Origin of the sequence: Arthrobacter sp. UYCu712 (genome assembly GCF_040547005.1) — a bacterium.
Lineage (GTDB): Bacteria > Actinomycetota > Actinomycetes > Actinomycetales > Micrococcaceae > Arthrobacter.
The window spans coordinates 275339-294198 of sequence record NZ_JBEPOZ010000004.1 but is presented as its reverse complement, the minus strand read 5'-3'; the positions used below and the strand labels follow the sequence as shown (position 1 = coordinate 294198).

Annotated in this window: 21 protein-coding genes and 2 pseudogenes; 15 read left to right on the top strand and 8 right to left on the bottom strand. The window is 66.7% G+C overall.

Features of this window, described 5'->3' with window-relative positions; translation table 11 throughout:
* Positions 1 to 134: 134 nt before the first annotated feature.
* Positions 135 to 320, bottom strand: coding sequence for an SGNH/GDSL hydrolase family protein (locus ABIB51_RS06700; protein ID WP_354186679.1), 186 nt, complete (start codon positions 318 to 320; stop codon positions 135 to 137).
* A gap of 202 nt (positions 321 to 522) precedes the next feature.
* Positions 523 to 1611 (bottom strand): ABC transporter permease, encoded by a 1089-nt coding sequence (locus ABIB51_RS06695; RefSeq protein WP_354186677.1) that lies wholly within the window; start codon positions 1609 to 1611, stop codon positions 523 to 525.
* Positions 1612 to 1707: 96 nt separating this feature from the next.
* Here ABIB51_RS06695 and ABIB51_RS06690 point away from each other — a divergent pair, with 96 nt between their 5' ends.
* The 3 genes from ABIB51_RS06690 (at position 1708) to ABIB51_RS06680 (ending at position 3282) form a co-directional block, all read left to right on the top strand.
* Positions 1708 to 2301, top strand: a complete 594-nt coding sequence (locus ABIB51_RS06690; protein ID WP_354186675.1) for a TetR/AcrR family transcriptional regulator — start codon at positions 1708 to 1710, stop codon at positions 2299 to 2301.
* Between the two features lie 20 nt (positions 2302 to 2321).
* Positions 2322 to 2621, top strand: coding sequence for a beta/alpha barrel domain-containing protein (locus ABIB51_RS06685; RefSeq protein WP_354186673.1), 300 nt, complete (start codon positions 2322 to 2324; stop codon positions 2619 to 2621).
* A gap of 67 nt (positions 2622 to 2688) precedes the next feature.
* Positions 2689 to 3282 carry an SDR family oxidoreductase gene (locus tag ABIB51_RS06680; protein ID WP_354186671.1) on the top strand — a complete coding sequence of 198 codons (594 nt, stop codon included), beginning with the start codon at positions 2689 to 2691 and terminating at the stop codon, positions 3280 to 3282.
* Positions 3283 to 3349: 67 nt separating this feature from the next.
* Here ABIB51_RS06680 and ABIB51_RS06675 read toward each other — a convergent pair whose 3' ends face one another.
* Positions 3350 to 3604 (bottom strand): hypothetical protein, encoded by a 255-nt coding sequence (locus ABIB51_RS06675; protein WP_354186669.1) that lies wholly within the window; start codon positions 3602 to 3604, stop codon positions 3350 to 3352.
* Here ABIB51_RS06675 and ABIB51_RS06670 point away from each other — a divergent pair.
* From ABIB51_RS06670 to ABIB51_RS06660, 3 genes are all read left to right on the top strand, one after another.
* On the top strand, positions 3491 to 3868 hold the full coding sequence (locus ABIB51_RS06670; RefSeq protein WP_354186709.1) for an alpha/beta hydrolase: 378 nt from the start codon (positions 3491 to 3493) through the stop codon (positions 3866 to 3868). The genes ABIB51_RS06675 and ABIB51_RS06670 overlap by 114 nt on opposite strands.
* Positions 3869 to 4449: 581 nt before the next feature.
* On the top strand, positions 4450 to 5019 hold the full coding sequence (locus ABIB51_RS06665) for a TetR/AcrR family transcriptional regulator (protein ID WP_354186667.1): 570 nt from the start codon (positions 4450 to 4452) through the stop codon (positions 5017 to 5019).
* A gap of 41 nt (positions 5020 to 5060) precedes the next feature.
* On the top strand, positions 5061 to 5816 hold the full coding sequence (locus ABIB51_RS06660; protein ID WP_354186665.1) for a sigma-70 family RNA polymerase sigma factor: 756 nt from the start codon (positions 5061 to 5063) through the stop codon (positions 5814 to 5816).
* Between the two features lie 625 nt (positions 5817 to 6441).
* Here the strand turns inward: ABIB51_RS06660 and ABIB51_RS06655 are convergent.
* Complete coding sequence (locus tag ABIB51_RS06655; RefSeq protein WP_502916080.1) at positions 6442 to 6864, bottom strand: hypothetical protein; 423 nt, start codon at positions 6862 to 6864, stop codon at positions 6442 to 6444.
* A gap of 346 nt (positions 6865 to 7210) precedes the next feature.
* Here ABIB51_RS06655 and ABIB51_RS06645 point away from each other — a divergent pair, with 346 nt between their 5' ends.
* Positions 7211 to 7807, top strand: coding sequence for a Rossmann-fold NAD(P)-binding domain-containing protein (locus ABIB51_RS06645; RefSeq protein WP_354186663.1), 597 nt, complete (start codon positions 7211 to 7213; stop codon positions 7805 to 7807).
* Between the two features lie 121 nt (positions 7808 to 7928).
* Here the strand turns inward: ABIB51_RS06645 and ABIB51_RS06640 are convergent, their stop codons facing one another.
* Positions 7929 to 8540 carry a VOC family protein gene (locus ABIB51_RS06640; protein ID WP_354186661.1) on the bottom strand — a complete coding sequence of 204 codons (612 nt, stop codon included), beginning with the start codon at positions 8538 to 8540 and terminating at the stop codon, positions 7929 to 7931.
* 103 nt (positions 8541 to 8643) lie between these two features.
* Positions 8644 to 8988: pseudogene (locus ABIB51_RS06635) on the bottom strand (NADPH-dependent FMN reductase); the annotation flags it as partial.
* A gap of 455 nt (positions 8989 to 9443) precedes the next feature.
* Here ABIB51_RS06635 and ABIB51_RS06630 point away from each other — a divergent pair.
* From ABIB51_RS06630 to ABIB51_RS06610, 5 genes are all read left to right on the top strand, one after another.
* The gene (locus tag ABIB51_RS06630) at positions 9444 to 9839 is read left to right on the top strand and encodes a VOC family protein (RefSeq protein ID WP_354186659.1); all 396 of its coding nucleotides are present in this window, start codon (positions 9444 to 9446) and stop codon (positions 9837 to 9839) included.
* A gap of 232 nt (positions 9840 to 10071) precedes the next feature.
* Positions 10072 to 10212, top strand: coding sequence for a hypothetical protein (locus ABIB51_RS06625; RefSeq protein ID WP_354186657.1), 141 nt, complete (start codon positions 10072 to 10074; stop codon positions 10210 to 10212).
* Positions 10213 to 10445: 233 nt separating this feature from the next.
* Positions 10446 to 11639, top strand: a complete 1194-nt coding sequence (locus tag ABIB51_RS06620; protein WP_354186655.1) for a type III polyketide synthase — start codon at positions 10446 to 10448, stop codon at positions 11637 to 11639.
* A gap of 50 nt (positions 11640 to 11689) precedes the next feature.
* Entirely contained in the window at positions 11690 to 12349 is a 660-nt protein-coding gene (locus tag ABIB51_RS06615) for a class I SAM-dependent methyltransferase (RefSeq protein WP_502916082.1), read from the top strand.
* The gene (locus ABIB51_RS06610) at positions 12342 to 13499 is read left to right on the top strand and encodes an FAD-dependent oxidoreductase (RefSeq protein WP_354186651.1); all 1158 of its coding nucleotides are present in this window, start codon (positions 12342 to 12344) and stop codon (positions 13497 to 13499) included. The genes ABIB51_RS06615 and ABIB51_RS06610 overlap by 8 nt, the downstream gene beginning before the upstream one ends.
* A gap of 12 nt (positions 13500 to 13511) precedes the next feature.
* Here the strand turns inward: ABIB51_RS06610 and ABIB51_RS06605 are convergent, their stop codons facing one another.
* Positions 13512 to 13946, bottom strand: a complete 435-nt coding sequence (locus ABIB51_RS06605) for a nuclear transport factor 2 family protein (RefSeq protein ID WP_354186649.1) — start codon at positions 13944 to 13946, stop codon at positions 13512 to 13514.
* Between the two features lie 69 nt (positions 13947 to 14015).
* On the opposite strand from ABIB51_RS06605, the gene ABIB51_RS06600 reads away from it, so the two are divergent.
* Entirely contained in the window at positions 14016 to 14948 is a 933-nt protein-coding gene (locus ABIB51_RS06600) for a hypothetical protein (RefSeq protein ID WP_354186647.1), read from the top strand.
* A gap of 9 nt (positions 14949 to 14957) precedes the next feature.
* Positions 14958 to 15614: pseudogene (locus ABIB51_RS06595) on the top strand (peptide deformylase); the annotation flags it as partial.
* 22 nt (positions 15615 to 15636) lie between these two features.
* Here ABIB51_RS06595 and ABIB51_RS06590 read toward each other — a convergent pair.
* Positions 15637 to 17742 (bottom strand): S9 family peptidase, encoded by a 2106-nt coding sequence (locus tag ABIB51_RS06590; RefSeq protein ID WP_354186645.1) that lies wholly within the window; start codon positions 17740 to 17742, stop codon positions 15637 to 15639.
* A 109-nt stretch (positions 17743 to 17851) separates the two neighbouring features.
* Here ABIB51_RS06590 and ABIB51_RS06585 point away from each other — a divergent pair, with 109 nt between their 5' ends.
* Complete coding sequence (locus ABIB51_RS06585; RefSeq protein ID WP_354186643.1) at positions 17852 to 18727, top strand: methyltransferase domain-containing protein; 876 nt, start codon at positions 17852 to 17854, stop codon at positions 18725 to 18727.
* Positions 18728 to 18860 lie beyond the last annotated feature (133 nt).

Here is an 18860-nt window from a genome sequence, read left to right as displayed (position 1 = left end):
CTTTACAACAGCCGGCGCCGCCACTCCGCGCCCGGTTACCGGCGGCCCAACGAAGTCCACTCTGGTTATCAACAGCCAGCCCTGGCAGCGTAGAAGAATCCACTCAATCCGCTGTCCGAAATCCCCGCAGCAGCTCAATCCACGATCGTGGAGGTGATGGCGCCGGAGAGGGTGAGGTCGGTCAGCTCGGCCCCGAGCGTCTGTGCGAGCAGGTGGGTGTAGTTGGCCCGTGAGCGCATTGCGCGTCTGTCGATCAGCGGTTCGATGCCGGGGCCCGCTGCCAAAGAGCTTCCGAGGGCGGTGAGGTGCTGGTAGCACATGGGGCTTCCGCTAGAGTTGCGGTCGGCTGTTGTCAACGGACTCTCCGTCGAGTGATCAAGCAAGTGTGTCAGTGGAGACGACTTCGGAAGATGACAGTCACCTACCACTCGCCCCAAGACCGTGACCTTCACCCATCCCCTTCCTCAACTTATTGCGCCCCTGCTCCGGCTTGCGCCTGCGCTGACCGGGTCCGTCCCGCCGTTAGGAGCGTGTTGTTGCCGTGGCCGGCACGGGTTCGGCGTCGAGGGAGCCCTCTACGTGAATGACCTCCTGGTTGCGGAAGTGTCCGATCATGGTGAACATGATCCCGATGACGGTCCATCCGGCCAGGATAAGCCAGGGGAACAGCGCGTTGGCGTCGGGAAAATAGGACAGGTCCCGCAGCAGAGTGGTCGAGGCGCCAGGGACAAACCATTGGCCAATGGCGCCCCACGGTTCGGGCAGGAACTGCATGGGTGCGGTGGCAGCAGAGATCGGGTTCGCGATCAGCATGGTCGTCACGGCTCCTACCGGGATTCCTGCGGTTCCGATCAGGGCGTTGAGGCCGACGATGAAGGAACCGGTCCCCAGCAGCGCCAGCGCGGCGCCCAGCCCGTTGAGCACGACGTCACCCTGCAGCACGCCATAGAGCCCCTGCATCACCAGCACAAAGATTCCGCCCGCCAGGATCGAGTAGAGCGCCAGGGCGCCCAGCCGGCGCCAGCTACCCACCACCAGCAGCGAGACGAGGATGCCGCCGATCATGCCGCCAAAGGCCAACGGGAAGGCCGCCAGCGCCAGGCCGGTGCCCTTCGCATCTGACGCGGCCAGCGGGACGACGTCGGTCACGGTGACCTTCGGGGCAACCGGCGCCGGCTGACCGGCGGCGGTCGCAGGCTCGGTCGCGGCCGCCGCGGCCTGGTTGATTTGGGCCTGGAGCTGCTGGGCGACGCCGGTGAGGATCTGGCTCACCGCGGTGCCGTTCGCGGAGGCGGTGAGCACCTCGGGGGCCTGTCCCAGCACCACCGCAGCGTAGGCGTCCCGGGAGCGGATGAGTGCCGTGGCGGCGTCCCTGCTGTCCACCGTGGTGATCGCGAAGGTTCCGCCGGCCTTGTCTTCCAACGCCTTTTCCAGTGTCTGGACCTGCGCGTCCGGGCCGGTGACGGCCAGCGGGATGTTCTTCGCCGAGGACGTGATGCCCGCCCAGGTGAAGGCAAGCAGCACCACCCCGACGATGGACGCTGCCGCGATGGCGATAAGGACGACGCGCGACCACTTGGTGTGCGGCACGGCCGCGGGAACGATCGACATGGGTGTCTCCCTGCTAGTAAAACGAATGATTGTTCTTTATAGTGGGTGGCTGAAGGGGATCCTGTCAAAAACAACCATTCTTTTTGAGGTGGACGCATGCCAAGAGTGACCGACGCTTACCGCCAGGCCCGCCGTCTGGAGATCGCCGGGGCGGCACGGCGGTGCTTTGGCCGAAAGGGGTTCCAGGGAACCTCGATGGCGGACATCATTGCCGAGTCCGGGCTGTCGGCCGGTGCCATCTACGGTCATTTCAAGAGCAAGGACGAACTCATCGAGGCGTCTGTCCGTGAAATCCTGGACCGCCTTCTGGGCGAGATGGACGCGGTCCGCTCCTCCGATCCGTTGCCGGAACCCCACGAGGTGCTGAGGACATTCCTGCGGGGCATTCGTGAGGACATCGTCGACCTCGGTCTTCTCATCCAAGTCTGGGCCGAGGCGATGACCGACCCCGGCCTGGGCCGCTTAACGGCCGGAACGGTCACCGGGCTCAAGAAGTTCTTCGCCGACTACCTCACCATCTGGTACACCCACTCCCGGGGGCTCACGCCCACGGAGGCTTCGGGCCGGGTGGACAAGTACGCAGCGGTCATGCTGGGGGCTTGCCAGGGCTTCATCGTCCAATCCGCGCTAATACCGGGCTTCGACGCCGAGGAATACCTCGCCGGGCTCGACGTCATCTCCCCGCGCTGAGGGGCAAACACGTCCCGCGCTTGAACCTGGCGTACTTGCACGTGCACCACGTCGGCGACGATGAGCTGCTGCGCTCGTTCCGCGAGGCCTGGCCGACCGCGGTGCTCGTCCTTCGGTACGGGCGCACCCGCGAGCAGATCGCGGACGACATCGACGCCGACCTGGCCGGCATCGCACCGCTTGGCCGCTTCGCGCTGGCCAACCCGGACGTCGTTGACCGGCTGCGTGCGAATGCGCAGCTGAACGAGGTCGACCTGCGCACCGTGTACGGCGGGGACGCCGCCGGTTACACCGACTACCCCACCCTCGCCCACGTCTGATTCCCTCCCCGCCCTGTCATGGTCCGCACCGGAGCGTGCGGACCACCAGAAGAGAAAGTGAAAACTCATGCCCTCACTCACCGGCGCCGTCGTCCTTGTGACCGGCGCGATCGGCGGCACCGGCACGCACTTCGTGCACGATGCCCTCGCTCGCGGAGCAGCCAAGGTCTATGCCACCGCCCGCACCCCCAAGACCTGGGACGACGACCGCATCGTCCCACTGACCCTGGATGTCACGGACCCCGTCTCCATCCAATCCGCGGCCGATGCCGCATCGGATGTGACGGTACTGATCAACAACGCCGGCGCGAACCCACCCAGCTCGAGCCTGCTGGACATCACCGAGGCCGACCTCCGACAGAACATGGAGACGAACTTTTTCGGGCCCGTGTTCCTCGCGCGCGCGTTCGCCCCGATACTCGCGGCGGCGCCGAACTCAGTCCTGGTTGACGTGCACTCCGTGGCGAGCTGGTACGCGTTCGGCGGGGTCTACAGCGCGTCCAAGGCGGCGCTGTGGTCGGCGACCAACTCCTTCCGGCTTGAGCTGGCACCGCAGGGCGTTCACGTGGTCGGCGTGCACATGGGCTACGTCGACACCGCAATGGCCGCCCACGCCGGCGGGCCCAAGATGATTCCCGCTGACCTTGTCCAGGCCGTGTAAACAGCGGTCGAGGCGGGCGCATACGAGGTTATCGCCGACGCCACCACCGCCGGCGTGAAGGCTGCACTCAGTGCACCCGTGGAGACGCTCTACCCGGAGCTGACGGTACCCAATGCGTAGCTGACAGTCTGATGGCGTCGCGGACCCTCTCTCGGGGCACGCCGAAGGAATCTTCGACGTCGACGACGTCATCGACCGTTCCCGGGAACTGGCCGGCTTCATCGATGCCGCCCGGAACCACTACGGCCTCGGGGGCCGGAAGATTATCGCGGTCGGTTTCTCCAACGGCGCCAATATCGCCCTCGCCACGGCCATGCTTCATCCAGAGGTCCTGGACCGGGTGATCGCGTTCTCCGGGATGTATCCGCTGGGGGAGCGCACCGGCACCACAGCCCTGACGGGCAGCCGAATCCTTGCCCTCAACGGTGATACGGACCCCATGGCCCCGCTCGGCGGCGTCACCGAGCTCATGGCCGAACTCAACCGCCAGGGAGCCACTGTGGAGCAGGTACTGCGCCCCGGAGGGCACGGCATCGAGCCAACTGATCTTGACGCCGCCCGGAATTGGCTCAGCAGCAACGGGTAGCGCCGTTGCCCCGAGTCCGTGTTGTTGAAAGGATCATTGCAGTCCCGCCGATCGTGAACTAGCTGGCGGCGGAACCAGGATGCTGCACCGGCCGTCGGTGCGATACATATAAAGGCGCAGTGCCGTGTTTTAACGTGCAGCATCGTATTAAGGAATGTCATGGTTGGCTCGTTTTTCCTGGACAAGTCCGATCCCGGCAGTTGGAGGGCGCTGAACGGGCTGGCCCCGTACCACTGCACCTTCCACGGCAACATGCACGGCACCCTCACCGTGAAATAGCACCCCGACTGGATGCTGCTGCCACCCCGCCAAAAATCCTGCGCAGGACTGGGTGCAAGCATGCGTTCCACAGCTGGAGAAACTCTTGTGTGGGCGGCAGTAATCCCGTGGGGCGGGGCCTAATTTAATTGCTCGGCACGACGCTCAGGGCAACTTACCTCCCTGAAAAGGGACCGTACCGACCGGTCTGTCTGGTTTACGTGTAGTGTCTGCTTCTGATGGAACACTCTCAGAGCCTTTTAGTCGACCCGACCGACAAAACAGCCGCGCAGCCAGGTCCTGTGGGGGCGCGGGAGCGGATCATGGCCGCTGCCTATGAGTTGTTCGCCCAGCGTGGCATCCGCGATGTCGGCATCGCGGAGCTGATATCGCGGGCCGGGGTTGCCAAGGCGACGTTCTACGGGCACTTCGCCTCCAAGGACGATCTTGTCCTGGCCTTCTTGGAACGCTGCCATCAGGTCTGGACTGTCGAGCAGATCATCTCCGAGTCCAGGAGGAGGGCCGACAATCCCACAGCCCAGTTGCTGGCCATTTTCGATGTACTGGACGGGTGGTTCCGCCGGGACGACTTCGAGGCCTGTTCATTCATGAACACCATGCTGGAAATGGGCGCCTCCCATCCATTGGGGAAGGCCGCAGCCGGCTATCTGGCCCAGGTGCGGGACTTCATGCGGACTCTCGCCGCGGAAGCGGGCCTTGACGAACCGGACCGTTTTGCCCGGTCCTGCCACATCCTGACGAAGGGCTCCATCATCTCAGCGGTCGAGGGAGACAAGGAAGCAGCCATTTGGGCCAAACGCATGGCCGTCTGCCTCATCGCAGATCACGGAGGCGGCGCCCCGCTGACCTCACCGAGGCCCGGAACCTCCTGACCGGGTGCCCGAACGCGCGTTGCCGGCACGTACCCGTCGTCATGATGCACTCCGACCTTGAAGGGCCGTCCATGCCAGTGCCACCCGTACCCGAACCGTCAGTAGTGCCATGCTACGAAATTGAGGAACTGCCTCACCACCGGGACATGCAGTCCCTTTCCGGGCTCCTGGGCCGCATCGCAAAGCACGACAATGACGCCTTTGCGGAATTCTTCGCCCACACCCGCAAAGAAGTGTACGCAACGATCCTGGCCGTCCTCGTGTCCAGGGAGCTCAGCGAGGACACGTCCCAGGAGGTATACATGCAGGTGTGGAACACGGCCGACCGGTTCGATCCGGCGCGCGGGGCCCCGATGGCCTGGCTGCTGACCATCGCCAGGCGCCGTGCCGTGGACCACGTCAGAGCCGAACAATCCCACCGGAATCGCCTAGCACGTTTTGCATCGGCGAGCCACATCACCGACCACGATGTCGTGGCAGAGGCGGCGACCAGAATCTTTGAGGCCGAGGACGTCAACCGCCATTTGCTCTCACTATCCGCACTCCAGCACGCCGCAATCAATCTTGCCTTCTTTGAAGGCCTGACATATCCCGAAGTGGCGAACATCCTGAACGTGCCGCTGCCCACAGTAAAAAGCCGGATTCGGGACAGCATTTCCAAACTCCGGCACTCAATGGCGGAACCCTCAAGCGCACGTTACCGTCCCGCTGGTGGAAAACTGGGCGGGCCCGAAGGGAACATCAAACTGTTCCCCCTCACCGTTCCTGACAGCTGCGTTACGCCTCCGGCCGCCTAGCGTTGCCTCCAGAACACAAAACAAGGCGAAGATCGCCCAAAAACACCTCGTTGGCAGCAGGAGGGCAAAGACCCACCTCCGGCTGCAACCAGCAGACCGTTGTTATAGATACGACGGGCTGACGTCGACGTTCGCGCCTCTTGCATTTCGCGGAAAGTGGTGAGCAGCGACATCCGCTTGCGCTCAACTCAGACTGCAAAACCGGTCCCCACCCAAACTGCCATAACCAGGGGAGTGAGGCGCTGATGGCAGCCTGATTCTGGCGGGTGTTGCCCAGGCGGGACGCAGCCCTTGGGGCCCGCGCGGGGCCCTGGTTGTGCGTTCGGAACGGGAAACCCGGGGCAACCGCCTACCGGCCGGGGTTATGGCCAGTCGCAGCGCCGGAACGTGACAGGAGGTCTGATCCTGGTGTGGGGGGCGTCAGCCCCCGGGGACTCCTGCGGCTCTTTCGCGTTGTCGGCCGGCAGCGCTGACGAATCTTTGCGGGTTTGAGTTTCCAGTCCGTTGATCGCTTCTGAATCCATGTTTCATCTCCCCGTACTGCTTACGGCTTCGTCCGTGACCGTCTTCTGGAGGATCCGGTCGGCGGCTGGCTGGTTGTGCTAGGCGTTCGGCGTGGGACGGCTCAGGCTGCCAGACCCACCATCCCGGCGGTGGTGCAGGCATCGCCGGGCGCCAGGATGCTGAGCGCGCAGTCGGCTTGGAACGGATCAATTTTCGCGGGCAGGTGATGGGACTGCGAGCAGGCGTGCAGCTGCTCCAGGGCGTCCGGGTCGACTTTGGCGCGTGTCACCTCGATTTCCAGCGCGAGGCCGTTCATGAAGTCGTTGGCACGTTTCATGATCACATAGAGGGCCTGGATGCTTTGCATGGTCACATGGCCCTGAGCGGCAACCATGGCCTGGGCGCCGTCGAGGTCCACGCGGACGTCCCACTGCATGTCCTTGATCTGAACCAATACGCCATATGCCCTGCGCGGCTGGTCAAGATGCTTGGCAATAGCAAGCGCATCGTCAGGGTCCACGACACCGTCGTCGAACCATGCCATGATCGCAGCGTCGCCTGCTACCAAGTGGGGATCACTGTGTGCGTTCTTGGTCTGTTTGGGATCATCCCTACATCAGCCCCTCAATGGTGCGGTCAATGCGCATCGCCACTGACCGGAGGTGCTTCAACGCTTCGTGCGCCTCGGCGGGGAAATCGCTCGCGGCGTTTGCCTGCCGTGCGTGAGTGTCACGTCAACCGGGACAGGTGAAACGCGCTGTTCGTGATTGGGCAGCGCCGGTTGCTACGTCTTCATTTCATCCTGAAGTGCCTATGCCGATCAAGGACCGCTGAGCCAGGACGAGAATGCCCCGCTGCTGGTGCCGCCGGAGTCGGATGTTACGGAGACGATGGAGTCCTACGGACCAGCGAAGGTGGCGTGCGAACAAGCTGTTCTTCAGGCAATCGGGCCCGAACGCTGCCTGATTGCGCGCGTCGGGCTGATCGGGGGTCCCGGCGACACTTTCGGGCGGACCGGGCACTGGCCGTTGTGCTTCGCCCATCCCGCTGCAGATGACGGGTCCGTGCTGATACCCGACGCGCCACAGCTGCCCACCCAGGTCATCGATGCGAGAGATCTGGCCTCATGGTTGATCGACTGCTGTGTGAGGCAGCGCAGCGGCGTCTGCAACGCGATGGGGGAGACCTGGCCCTTCAGTGACCATCTTGCTGCCGCGCGCACAGCAGCCGGTCACGAGGGGCCGTTGGTGAGTGCCGATGCGCACTGGCCTCACGCGCACGGCGTAGGCGAATGCTCGGGCCCGAAGACACTTCCCCTCTGGCTGAGCGATCCGGGCTGGCAGGGGATGAATGCGCGCTCCAACGAACGGGCCAAAGCCGCCGGACTGAAGCACCGTCCGCTGGCGGAAACGCTGAGCGACGTCTATGAAGTGGGAGGAAGGCGAAGGCATCGACAGGCCGCGACGAGCGGGGCTTTCCCGCGCTGAGGAAGCGGAACTGTTGTCCGCCCTGGTCGGCAGCTAGGTGTACCTCCAACCGGACTCAGTGGCAGTTCGTTGATTTGATCTGGATTTCCGTGGGATCGCGGAAGGCGTGAGTCACGGGGGCTCACCCGGATGCGGCCTCCCACGCAAACCCGTCCGGGTCGGTGAACGGGCCGGCGTCGCTGCCAATCGCGAGTCGATGCGCTCCGGTGCCGTCGGGGGAGACGCCCGCATCCTTGGCGAGGGCGCGGCGGCCGTAGAGCCCCAGCCTGATGGGACTCGACGGCATGGCGAACTCGACGTACTTGCCAAAGCTCTTCCCGACGGCGAGTCCGTGGTCGACGTAGAACCGTTTGCTCGCAGCGACGTCGGCGGCCGCCACCAGGAGCACGATCTGGTCGACCTGCCGGGTGGACGGACCGGTATCCTTCTTCGCCGACGTCGCGACCTTCCAGATCGCGCCATCCGGAGCTTGCACGACGCCGCCGTAGCCCCACATCGACTTCTGGACCGGCTTGAGCGTCGTGGCTCCGGCCTCCACGGCGCTGTCGATCAGGCTGCTGACCGTGGACGGCTGCGACACTATGAGCGACAGCGTGAACCCGCGGAACCCGGTCGTCGGGGCATCCGAGGCCCGCACGCGCACCTGCGTACCCAACCCGAAGGCGGCGGCGTAGAAGGCGGTGGCGGGAGTGGTGTCCGGTACTTCGAGGGTGACGGATTCGATGGAGGTCATGGCAGATCCTTCGGTGAGGTGGGTAGGCCGTGCTGTTGACCTTATGCCGTTGTCTCCCTGGCCGCTTCTCCGATCCTGATCGATGTGTTCCGCACCGGCCCCCTTAGCGGGACAGTTTCTGCGCGTCCGGGTGCGGGTCGCCGATGTGGCCAGGTGCGTTGGCCGCGAGAACCCGCTCGACGAACGCGCCGTATTCCTCCATGAAGTGGCGGAGGAAGGCTGCGGTGGACTCGTCTTTGACCTCGCCGTCGGCGTCGAAGGCGTCGGGGTTGAACTTCACGTAGGCTTCCGGGGCGTCGAGGAAACTCAGCACGGCGCGCATGGAGGACTGCATGACGGCCGTGCCGATGCTCCCGGGCGAGGCGCCGATGATGCCGGTGGGTTTGCGGGCGAACGAGTTGGTTCCCCAGGGGCGCGAGCCCCAGTCGATGGCGTTCTTCTTGGTCCCCGCTTCGGCCATGGCGTCGTCGCCCCCTGGTGTGGAGTTTCACGAGATAAGCGGCAGCCACGGGATCCAGGAGCTCAACCGGGTGGACCTGGAACTAGCCTGGAACGAACAAACAGCGAATCCCGCGGTGAGACGGCTGCTGGAGCTCGTTGACTCCACAGGACTGGACGCCCCGAAGCAGGAGGGCACAGGTTACTTGGGTACTCCGGCGACGCACGGCCATGCCCAAAGTGACTAGGCCGGCATCGAGTGGCCGGCCGGGGGAGTGGCCTTCCCAGCAAACCCCAAGGTTCGGCGACGCATAATGGTCCGAAGCTCCGGTCAACCGCTATTTGACCGGAGCTTCGCCGTTGAGTGGAAACGGCGGCGCGGCGCCCCCCCTGGATTTCAACGGCTGCCGATCAGCTGCGCAAAGAGTCGTTGCTTCCTGGTTGCAGGGAGGTACTGTGGGGCGCATGGAAATGCATCTTGAAGTCGTGCAAGTGCCGGTGGCCGATGTCGACGCGTCAAAGTCGTTCTATACGGAGAAGCTGGGCTTTGTCCTCGACCACGACGTTGAGTACATCCCCGGGATGAGGGTCGTGCAGCTGACCCCGCCAGGTTCGGCTGCTTCGATCGTGATTGGCACGGGAATGACGCGCATGACACCCGGCAGCCTCGAGGGGCTGCAGTTAGTCGTATCCAATATCAGCGCGGCCCGCGCCGAACTCCTGAGCCGGGGCGCCGAAATCAGCGAGATCCAGGACATGGGCGGGGTACAGTTTGCCTTCTTCGGTGACCCGGATGGAAACCGCTGGGTTGTCCAGGGCGCAACGCCTTCCGAGGTCAAGGACGCGCACCTGGGCCGGTAGCGGCGTCGATTCGACCCGAACCACCTGCGCGGAATGCCGGCGGGGGAGTGGCGCTCCAGGCCGGGCACTCTGATCTCAATCCGGCTCTTGCGCTGCCGCGTGGAATCTACAGCTTCAGGGTGGCTCGTGCCGGTACCGGACATTTGTTTGGCTTCCCGGGCGGGTCCCACGGGACGGCGTCCACCGTCGATTCAGCGACGACGGTTTGCGTGCCCTCCTCATAAACCATGACGTGGCCAGCCCGGACGCCGGGGAAGACAAAGACGGAACTTTCCGTATCGGCGTCAAAGCGCTTACCGGCGGGCTGGTCGGAGCAGGATTCCTTGCCCGGGCAGCCAATCACGAAGTCAAGACCCGAGCCGGACTGCTGTAGCGCAGAGAAGTCCAGCGTAAGGGTGTTGAGCCGGTCGTCAAGCAGGTGATCGGCCGGCCTGCTGGTGGGTCGGCTTCCTGCTACTTTACATAATGTTGATTATCGGCGTTATGGGAGAGTGGCCGGCAGGGGTCCGGAAACCACCGCGGTTTACGCTGCTCCCACAAGGATCCTCCGGGCGTTTGTCCCGGTCAGTGCATTGTCTTATCCGCCGGACTCGCTGAGAATGAACCATGACGGTCTACCTGAGGTCCCTGGAAACTGCTGTCCCGCCAACTGTCCTGATCCAAACCGAGGCCCGTGACGTCTTTGCGGCCCAGCCCGGGCTGACCAGGCTCGGCACCAGGCTCGTCAGCACGTGTTTTGACTCGGCAGCCATCGACACCCGATACACAGCTGTCGAGGAACTCACCAGGGACAACCAGGCGGAAAATCCGCGTTTCTTCGACTCCACAACAGGCCTGCTGCTGAGCCCCAGCACCAAGGTCCGGAACGAAATCTTCGCCACCGAGGCCACAAAGCTCTTCATCGAGGCGGCCCGGAAAGCCCTGGACGCCTGCCCCGGAATCGATCTACTTGACATAACTCATCTCATCACGGTTTCCTGCACCGGCTTCTTCAATCCCGGCCCGGACTACAAGATTGTCCGCGCCCTGGGGCTGAACCCCGCCGTGCAGCGGTACCACCTCGGATTCATGGGATGCTATGCCGCGTTTCCCGCGCTGCGGGCCGCCAAATCCTTCTGCGAGGCCGACCCGGAGGCCGTGGTGCTGGTGGTCTGCGCGGAACTTTGTTCGCTCCACGTCCGCACATCCAACGATCCGGACACCATCATGGGTTCGGCCCTCTTCGCCGACGGGGCGGCTGCGGCAATTGTCAGCGCGCGGGACATCCCGGGCGAACCGGCACTGCTGCAGCTGGACCACTTCGAGACCGTCCTGACACCAGTCGGCGAGGAATCCATGGCCTGGAACATCGGCGACGAAGGCTTTGAAATGGTCCTTGGCAACTACGTTCCGCACATCATCGACGACCACATCATCGGCGCCCTGGAACCGCTCCTGTCCCGGGAGGCTTCCCTGCTCGGACTCCCCTACCGGGACATCAGGCACTGGGCCATCCACCCCGGCGGCCGCAGCATCCTGGACAAGGTGCAGTCCCGGCTGGACCTCAGCGATGAACAACTCGTCCCGGCCCGGGAGACGCTCCGGAACTTCGGGAACATGAGCAGCGCGACGGTGCTGTTTGTGCTCAAGCACATCCTGGACCTTCCGCCGGAGGACGGCGACGGGCGGATCTGTTCGATGGCTTTCGGGCCCGGACTCACGGTGGAAACGGGGCTGTTCACGAAGCTAAGCGACACCCGGGCGGCGGACGCCCCGGAACGAAATGCCGCCTCCGCCCAACCGGAATCCGCGCTGGCCTGAGGCGCAGCGTGCAGCTCCTGCGGGACCGTGCGGCCGATGCCGTCGAAGAAATGGATCTGCCCGGCTGCGACCCGGCGCGGCTGGACCGCACCTACGCGCAGTTCGCCCTGGTCAACCGGGCCGTCTCGGGCTGGCGGGGCATCTATCTGCGCCAGCTGAGGCCCCTGCTCCGCACCGGCTCGGCCGGCACCCTCCTGGACATCGGCTGCGGCGGCGGCGACGTGCCGGCGATGCTGTCCCGCTGGGCCGCCCGGGACGGACTCCGGCTCGAGATCACGGGCATCGACCCGGATCCGCGGGCCAGCCGTTTCGCTGCGGCACGGCACACCGAAGCCAGCGTCGCATTCCGGCAGGCGACGGCAGCCCGGCTGGTCCAGGAGGGCCGCCGCTATGACTTCGTGGTGTCCAACCATGTTCTCCACCACCTCGCCGCGGACGAGCTGCCCGGGTTCCTGGCAGACTCGGCCGAGCTGTGCCGCGGACGGGTGATCCACAACGACCTGCGGCGCAGCGCCGCCGCTTATGCCCTCTTCTTTGCCGCTTCCTGGCCGTTGACCGGCTCCTACATCCGCAAGGACGGGCTGACGTCCATCCGGCGCAGCTACACCGCCCCGGAGCTCAGCGCAGCCGCTCCCCCGGGCTGGAAAGTATCCCGCCACTCCCCTTTCAGGAATCTGCTGACCCTCGACAAGAGTGCCGCCGGTGCCTGAGGTCCTGATCGTCGGCGGCGGGCCGGTGGGGCTCCTGATGGCCGCGCTGCTGCTGCAGGACGGCGTCGACGTGCGGGTGCTCGAACAGCGCGCCGGGCGGGAACGGCACTCCCGGGCCATCGGGATCCATCCCCCGTCGCTGGACGTGCTGCACCGGATCGGCGTCGCGCAGGACTTGGTTGACCTGGGCGTACCGATCCGGCACGGCATCGCCGTCGGCAGCGGACGGCGGCTCGCCGAGATGAGCTTTGCGGGCGTGTCGGACAGCTTCCCGTTCGTCTTGTCCCTGCCGCAAAGCCGGACTGAAGCGGTCCTTGAAGAACGCGTCCGGGAGCTCGATTCCGGCGCCCTGCACCGGGGCGTCCGGCTCACGGGCCTGCACGACGACGGCGGAAAGGTCACCGTGGAGGGCACCACACCGTCCGGCCGGGTAAGATATTCGGCGGCCCTCGTGATTGCCTGCGACGGCGTCCGCTCAGCCGTGCGGACCCTCCAAGGTACCGCGGTGACGGCCAAGGACTACCCGGACAGCTACCTGATGGGAGACTTCGCCGACGGCACCGGCCTCGGCCCGGATGCCGCGCTCTACCTGGCGCCCGAAGGCATCGTCGAGTCGTTCCCCTTGCCCGGTGCGCTGCGCCGTTGGGTTGTCCGGCTGGACGGCAGGAAGCCCTTGGGCAGCCCCGGAAACGCCGCCGTTCCCGACGCCGGCTGGCTGGCCGAGCGCGTCCGGGAACGCACAGGAGTCCGCCTCGACGTCCGCAGCAACAGCATGCTGAACAGGTTCGGCGTGCGGACCCGGCTGGCCCGCCGGATGGTCACCGGCCGGACTGTGCTGATCGGTGACGCCGCCCATGAAGTCAGCCCGATCGGGGGCCAGGGAATGAACCTCGGCTGGCTCGACGCCGTGGCGCTGGCACCGCTCGTCCTCGCCGCGCTGCAGGGTTCTGGTGCGGGAGCGCAGCTGCGGCGATTCGAACGCAGCCGGATGGCGGCAGCGGCCAGGGCGGTACGGCAGTCCGAAATTAACATGGCCCTGGGCCGGCCCCTGAGCGGCGCCCTGCTCAGCATGCGCAACCACGCGATTTCCGCAGCCGCCGCCGTTCCTGCGGTGAATTCGTTCGCCGCCCGCCGGTTCACCATGCAGTGACCGGTAGGCGGCTCAGGCCGGGGTGTAGTAGCAGTCGTAGCTGTCCTGGCTGACGATCCGGCCGTCCCGCACCTCAAAGACGGCGGCGAGCCGGGCCCGGATGACCTCCCCGGCGTCCCAGTGCCGCAAGTCCATCAGCAGGGTCGCGGTCCACTCGGCTTCGAGCACAACGCGGCCGGCCTCGCATGTTGTCCGCCGCACGTCGAAGCGCTGCCCGGACACCACCTGGCCGCTGGCTTCCGCGCCCGCCAGCGCCTCAGCCCTGGTGCGGCGCGCGCCGGCCGGGGCCAGCAGGTGCGGCGCCTCGGTGAGTACGTAGCCCTCGGCCAGGAACGGACCGATTTCCGCCGCCCCGCCGCCGGCCTCGATGGCACGCAGCAGGCCGAGGACGCAGTCCAGAGGGGTGGCGCCGACGGCGGCGCCAGGAGCAGGGGGCTGGGCAGTCATGAAACGAGACCAGCCGAACGCTGCGGACCAGGCACCCGGCGGGTCCCGTGCGGGGATTACACTGACCGCATGGGCTGCCACCGCGCTAGGCACCGGCGCTCCGGACTCCCAGCAGCGGCCATGGCGGCGGTGCTGGCCGTCACGGCGTGCAGTGCGGAACACGGAAGCGCCGCGGGCACCGCGGCGGCGACGCCGGCCGTCCCGGTGGCAGCCGAGATCAACCAGCTCCGCGACAACTACAGCAAGCAGATCGTCTCGATCCAGCTCACCAACACCTCCGGCGGCGTGGTCACGGTGCTGGGCGCCAGGCTCGGGAGCGCGCTGTTCACAGCGGGGATCAGCTGGCAGGGGCCGCCCGGCGGGATCGAGCTCCCTCCGGGGCAGACGAAGAGCCTCCCGGCACAATTGCCCCCGCCGGTCTGCGGGCCCGCGGCCGGGAGCGCGGAGGACGCCGCCACGGTCTCCATCATGTTGGCCGCGGCTCCGCCCGCGGCGGCCACCCCGCTGGCGACCGCACCCGCGGCAACACTGCCCGCGGCGGATCCGTTCGGTGTCCTCAGCCGGAACAACACCGAAATGTGCCTCGCGCAGGCGGCATCCGCGGCCGCCGGGTTCCGGCTGGACCCCGGTCTGGACGTTTCCGCGGACGGCCGCACCGCCGTCGTGCGTCTCCTCATTACGCCGCGGGACGCCGGACCCGCGGACGAACCGGCAACGTTAACGATCGACCGGATCGACGGCACCACGCTGCTGGCCGAGGACCCGGCAGTGCCCTGGCCGCGGGCCGTTCCGGTGCGCGCCGGCGGGCCGGCCCAGGAGCTCCGGCTGGGGATCCGGCCCGCGCGCTGCGACGCGCACGCCGTGGCGGAGGACAAGGTCGGGACGCTGCTGCCGCTGCGGGTCACCGCAGGAGCCCGGGAAGGCGTCCTGAAAATCGACGCAGGCGCCGTGCTGCGCGGCCGCATCTACGACTTTGTGACGGCGGCCTGCGCGCCCCAGTAGTCTGTTTCCATGTCACCATCGGCCAAGGCCACGGACTTCAGCGCCGCCCGCATTCACGAAACCGTCCAGGAAATCCTCACCGCCGGGGTCCTTCCGCCGATTGTCCAGGCGGGCCACCCGGCCCTCCGTCACATGGCGTCGCCGTTCGACGGCCAGTTGAACGGGGCAGAGCTCGGGCAGCTGATCGACCTCATGCACAGCGTCATGCACAAGGCGCCCGGCGTCGGCCTCGCCGCCCCGCAGCTCGGCATTCCGCTGCAGCTGGCCGTCCTCGAGGACCAGTTCGAGGTTGATCCCGAGGTGGCCGCGGCCCGCGGACGGGAGCCGCTGCCGTTCTTCGCCATGCTGAACCCGTCCTACCGTCCGCTCGGCACCTCAACGGTGGCGTTTTACGAAGGGTGCCTCTCCGTCCACGGCCTGCAGGCTGCCGCGTCCCGGGCCGAGACCGTCCGGCTCGATTACCTGACGCCCGATGAAGTCGTCCAACAGCGGGACTTCAACGGCTGGCAGGCCAGGATCGTCCAGCACGAGACGGACCATGTGCACGGCATCCTCTACCTGGACAAGGCCGAGCTGCGTTCCCTCAGCGACAACGCCGAATACTCCGCCCGCTGGGCCCAGCCGGACATCAGCCTCGCCCGGCAGGAACTGGGGTTCCTGCCTGACGGCCCGGCTGCCGGACTTCGGCCTAGTCCTGCCGCGCCGGGTTGGCCGCCGGCGGCAGGTGCCGGGACCACCACCGAAGGATCTCGTCGAAGCGCTGCTTCCGGTGATGCGGCGTTCCCGAGCGTGAAAGCTCATGGTTCTCCCCCGGGAACACCAGGAACGCTGCCTCAACGCCCAGTTGTTTGAGCGCCGTGAAATAGCGCTGTCCCTGCTCCACCGGGCAGCGCAGATCGTCCTCGCTGTGGATCACCAGGGACGGCGTGCGCACTTGCTCCACCCGTGCCATCGGGCTCTGGGCCTGCATCTGCTCGGCCGAGCCGCCGGTGTATTCACCGCCGAAGAACCAGCCGATGTCGGAGGACCCGGTAAAGCTGACGGGGTCCAGGAAGCCGCGCTCCACAATGGCCGCCTTGAAACGGTGGTCGTGGCTGATGGTCCACGCCGTGAGATAACCGCCGTAGGACCCGCCCATGATGCCCAGGGCCTCCGCATCGAGCTCGTCGAATTTGCCGAGGGCGCCGTCGAGGAACGCCAGGACGTCCTGCATGTCCAGCGTGCCCATCTTCTCTTTGATGGCCTGCCCGTGAGCCTGGCCGTAGCCGGCCGATCCGCGCGGATTGCACATCAGCACCGCATATCCGGCCCCGGCGTAGACCTGGGCTTCGTCGAACAGTGCCCCGGTGAACTGGGCAAACGGTCCGCCGTGGATGTTCAGCAGTACCGGATGCGGACCCTTCCCTGCCGGTTTCACGAGCCAGCCGTGCACCGGGTAGCCGTCCGTCGACGGGAACGTCAGCGCCTGCGGCTCGATGATGCCCGCGTCGGTGCGCAACCCGGCGGAGAAATCTGTCAGGAGGCGCAGCTCTCCGCTGTCGAGCACCGCAACGTCCCCGGCGGTCGCCGCGTCGCTGTAACTGAGCACGAGCGATCCGCCCCGGGCGGCAGCCCCGGTGACCACACGGTCACCGTGGACCAGCAACGCGTGGTCTCCGGTGGCACCGAACTGCAGCAGTTCCGTCGTCCCCCGGGCATCATTGAGCAGCAGCGCACTGTCCGGGCCGCGCAGTTCGATCCCGCCGCTGGACCCGAGGTCCATGCCCTCGATGTCGCTCAGCACTGTGGCGTCCCCGCCGCCCGCGGGCAGGACATACAGGGCGGTGTTCCGGGCCACGAAGTCCTGGCCCGAGCCGCCAAGGTCCTGGGCGAGGAAGAAGAGCCACTTGCCGTCCCGCGACTCACGGACCGCCTGCACGCTCTGCCGCCCGGTATTGGCCGGCGCCACGGCCCGGGGTTCCCCGCCGGCGACGGCGATCGCGTAGATGCCGCTGGCGAGGTCGGCATCGGCGCCCTCGTGCAGTGCGGCGGTGAAGTAGATGGTGTTCCCGTCGGCGCTGAAGCCGGCGCCCGTGTGGTCAGTGGCCGCGGTGGTCAGCTGCTTCGCGGCCGGCAGTGGCGCCGTGGCGGCTGCCTCTGCGTTGCCTGCCTGATCGGTGCCTGCCTGATCGGTGGCTGCTTGTTCAGCGGCTGTTTGATCCGCGGCTGCCGCTACGGTGTGGCGGGCTTTCAGTGCCCGCCCGGTCAGTGCCACCTTCGGCTCCTCGTCGAGGTCCGGGAGGTCCACCAGGAAGAGCTGAAGCGGCTTGTCGGCGGTGTAGCCCACGCCGTTCATCCGGTACTTGTACTCGGTGATCAGCCGGGCGTCCTCGCCTCCCGCGGAGACGCCGTCGACGCTGCCATAGCGGCCTTCCTCCGGGGTCCGTGCGCTGAAGACGATTCTGTGGGAATCGGGGGACCAGGAAAATGCGGAAACGCCGAGCGGCGCATCAGTGACCGCCTGGGGCTCACCGCCGTCAGCCTCCACGACGTGGAGCTGGGGTTTGCCGCCCGGAGCGGCGCGCAGGAATGCCAGCACCAGGCCGTCCGGGGAAAAGTCCGGATCCGTGTCCCGGAAACCACGGGTCAGCCGGCGCGGACGCTTGTCCGGATCCAGCGGGACGTTCCAGAGCTGGCCCACGTAGGAGTCGGCATCGAAGTCGGGGCGGACCACGGACACAACGGCGCGCGAGCCGTCGGGGTGGACGGCAGGAGCGGAGACGGAATGGAGCAGCGGCAGATGTTCGGATTTCACGTGTGCGAGCCTAGCCCTAGTTTCCCAAGCTGTGAAATAGCTCACTGTGGCCGGGCCGGCGAGGGCAGCCGCGCGCCGGCCGTCCAAGGGCCGCCCTAGGATGGACGGTATGCCCCCCGTCTCCGCTGCTTCCCTGCTCTGTCCGGTGTGCCGAAGCAGGCTCAGCGGCGGCAAGGCCCGGACGCTGGTGTGCCCGGCGGGGCACAGCTTCGATGCCGCCAAGCAGGGCTACTTCAATTTCCTGGTGGGCAAGGGCACCGTGTTCGAAGCCGACGGGGCCGACATGGTTGCGGCCCGCTTCGAATTCCTCGCCGCCGGACACTACCGGCCCCTCGCCGATGCTGTAGCCGAAGTCTCCGCCCTTGCCCTGGCCGCCCGGCAGGGAGCCGGACACGGGTCCACGGCCACCGTGCTCGACGCCGGAACCGGCACCGGGCAGTACCTGCGGGCCCTGCTAGACAGGACCGTACGGGACAGCACGCCCGCCGTGGCGATCGGGCTGGATATCTCGAAGTTCGCGCTCCGCCGCGCGGCCAAACTGAACCCCGAGGCCCTGAACCTGGTCAGCGACGTGTGGCAGCCGCTCCCTGTCGCGGACGCCGCCGTCGACGTCGTGACAGTGGTCTTCGCGCCCCGGAACGCATCGGAATTCGCCCGCGTGCTCCGGCCCGGTGGGCGCCTGGTGGTGGTGACGCCCCGGCCCGGCCATCTTGCCGAGGTCGCCGCACGCACGGGCATGCTCGGGATCGAACCGGCGAAGGACGAACGGCTCGCGGCGTCCCTGGCGGCGCATTTCACCGTGCTCAGCGGCCGGGACCTGGACGTGCCGCTGGCCCTCTCCCCCGCAGACGTCGCCAGGTTGGCCCTGATGGGACCGGCCGGGCACCACCTGGACCGCGGGAAGCTGTCCGCGCTGGCGGCCGGACTTCCGCCGGTCACCGACGTCTCCGCCCGTTTCAGGATCAGCGTCTTCGAACCCCGCTGAGAGCCGGCCCCCGGACACCGTTCGTGGACCGTGCTGCAGGTGCCCGCCGGGGCGTCCCGGACGCCCCGGCGGCGTGCGTCAAAGTAACGACTTGGCCACGTTGACCACCAGTTTTGCACTGCCGCCCACTGTC

What these genes read in the sequence shown, in the direction of transcription:
- ABIB51_RS06640 (WP_354186661.1), bottom strand. Translation starts at nt 8,540, where the DNA reads ATGACCTCCATCGAATCCGTCACCCTCGAAGTACCGGACACCACTCCC.
- ABIB51_RS06630 (WP_354186659.1), top strand. Translation starts at nt 9,444, where the DNA reads ATGGAAATGCATCTTGAAGTCGTGCAAGTGCCGGTGGCCGATGTCGAC.
- ABIB51_RS06690 (WP_354186675.1), top strand. Translation starts at nt 1,708, where the DNA reads ATGCCAAGAGTGACCGACGCTTACCGCCAGGCCCGCCGTCTGGAGATC.
- ABIB51_RS06675 (WP_354186669.1), bottom strand. Translation starts at nt 3,604, where the DNA reads ATGAAGCATGGCCGTGGCGAGGGCGATATTGGCGCCGTTGGAGAAACC.
- ABIB51_RS06660 (WP_354186665.1), top strand. Translation starts at nt 5,061, where the DNA reads ATGATGCACTCCGACCTTGAAGGGCCGTCCATGCCAGTGCCACCCGTA.
- ABIB51_RS06620 (WP_354186655.1), top strand. Translation starts at nt 10,446, where the DNA reads ATGACGGTCTACCTGAGGTCCCTGGAAACTGCTGTCCCGCCAACTGTC.
- ABIB51_RS06585 (WP_354186643.1), top strand. Translation starts at nt 17,852, where the DNA reads ATGCCCCCCGTCTCCGCTGCTTCCCTGCTCTGTCCGGTGTGCCGAAGC.
- ABIB51_RS06605 (WP_354186649.1), bottom strand. Translation starts at nt 13,946, where the DNA reads ATGACTGCCCAGCCCCCTGCTCCTGGCGCCGCCGTCGGCGCCACCCCT.
- ABIB51_RS06700 (WP_354186679.1), bottom strand. Translation starts at nt 320, where the DNA reads ATGTGCTACCAGCACCTCACCGCCCTCGGAAGCTCTTTGGCAGCGGGC.
- ABIB51_RS06665 (WP_354186667.1), top strand. Translation starts at nt 4,450, where the DNA reads ATGGCCGCTGCCTATGAGTTGTTCGCCCAGCGTGGCATCCGCGATGTC.
- ABIB51_RS06600 (WP_354186647.1), top strand. Translation starts at nt 14,016, where the DNA reads ATGGGCTGCCACCGCGCTAGGCACCGGCGCTCCGGACTCCCAGCAGCG.
- ABIB51_RS06695 (WP_354186677.1), bottom strand. Translation starts at nt 1,611, where the DNA reads ATGTCGATCGTTCCCGCGGCCGTGCCGCACACCAAGTGGTCGCGCGTC.
- ABIB51_RS06615 (WP_502916082.1), top strand. Translation starts at nt 11,690, where the DNA reads ATGGATCTGCCCGGCTGCGACCCGGCGCGGCTGGACCGCACCTACGCG.
- ABIB51_RS06655 (WP_502916080.1), bottom strand. Translation starts at nt 6,864, where the DNA reads ATGGCATGGTTCGACGACGGTGTCGTGGACCCTGACGATGCGCTTGCT.
- ABIB51_RS06680 (WP_354186671.1), top strand. Translation starts at nt 2,689, where the DNA reads ATGCCCTCACTCACCGGCGCCGTCGTCCTTGTGACCGGCGCGATCGGC.
- ABIB51_RS06645 (WP_354186663.1), top strand. Translation starts at nt 7,211, where the DNA reads ATGGAGTCCTACGGACCAGCGAAGGTGGCGTGCGAACAAGCTGTTCTT.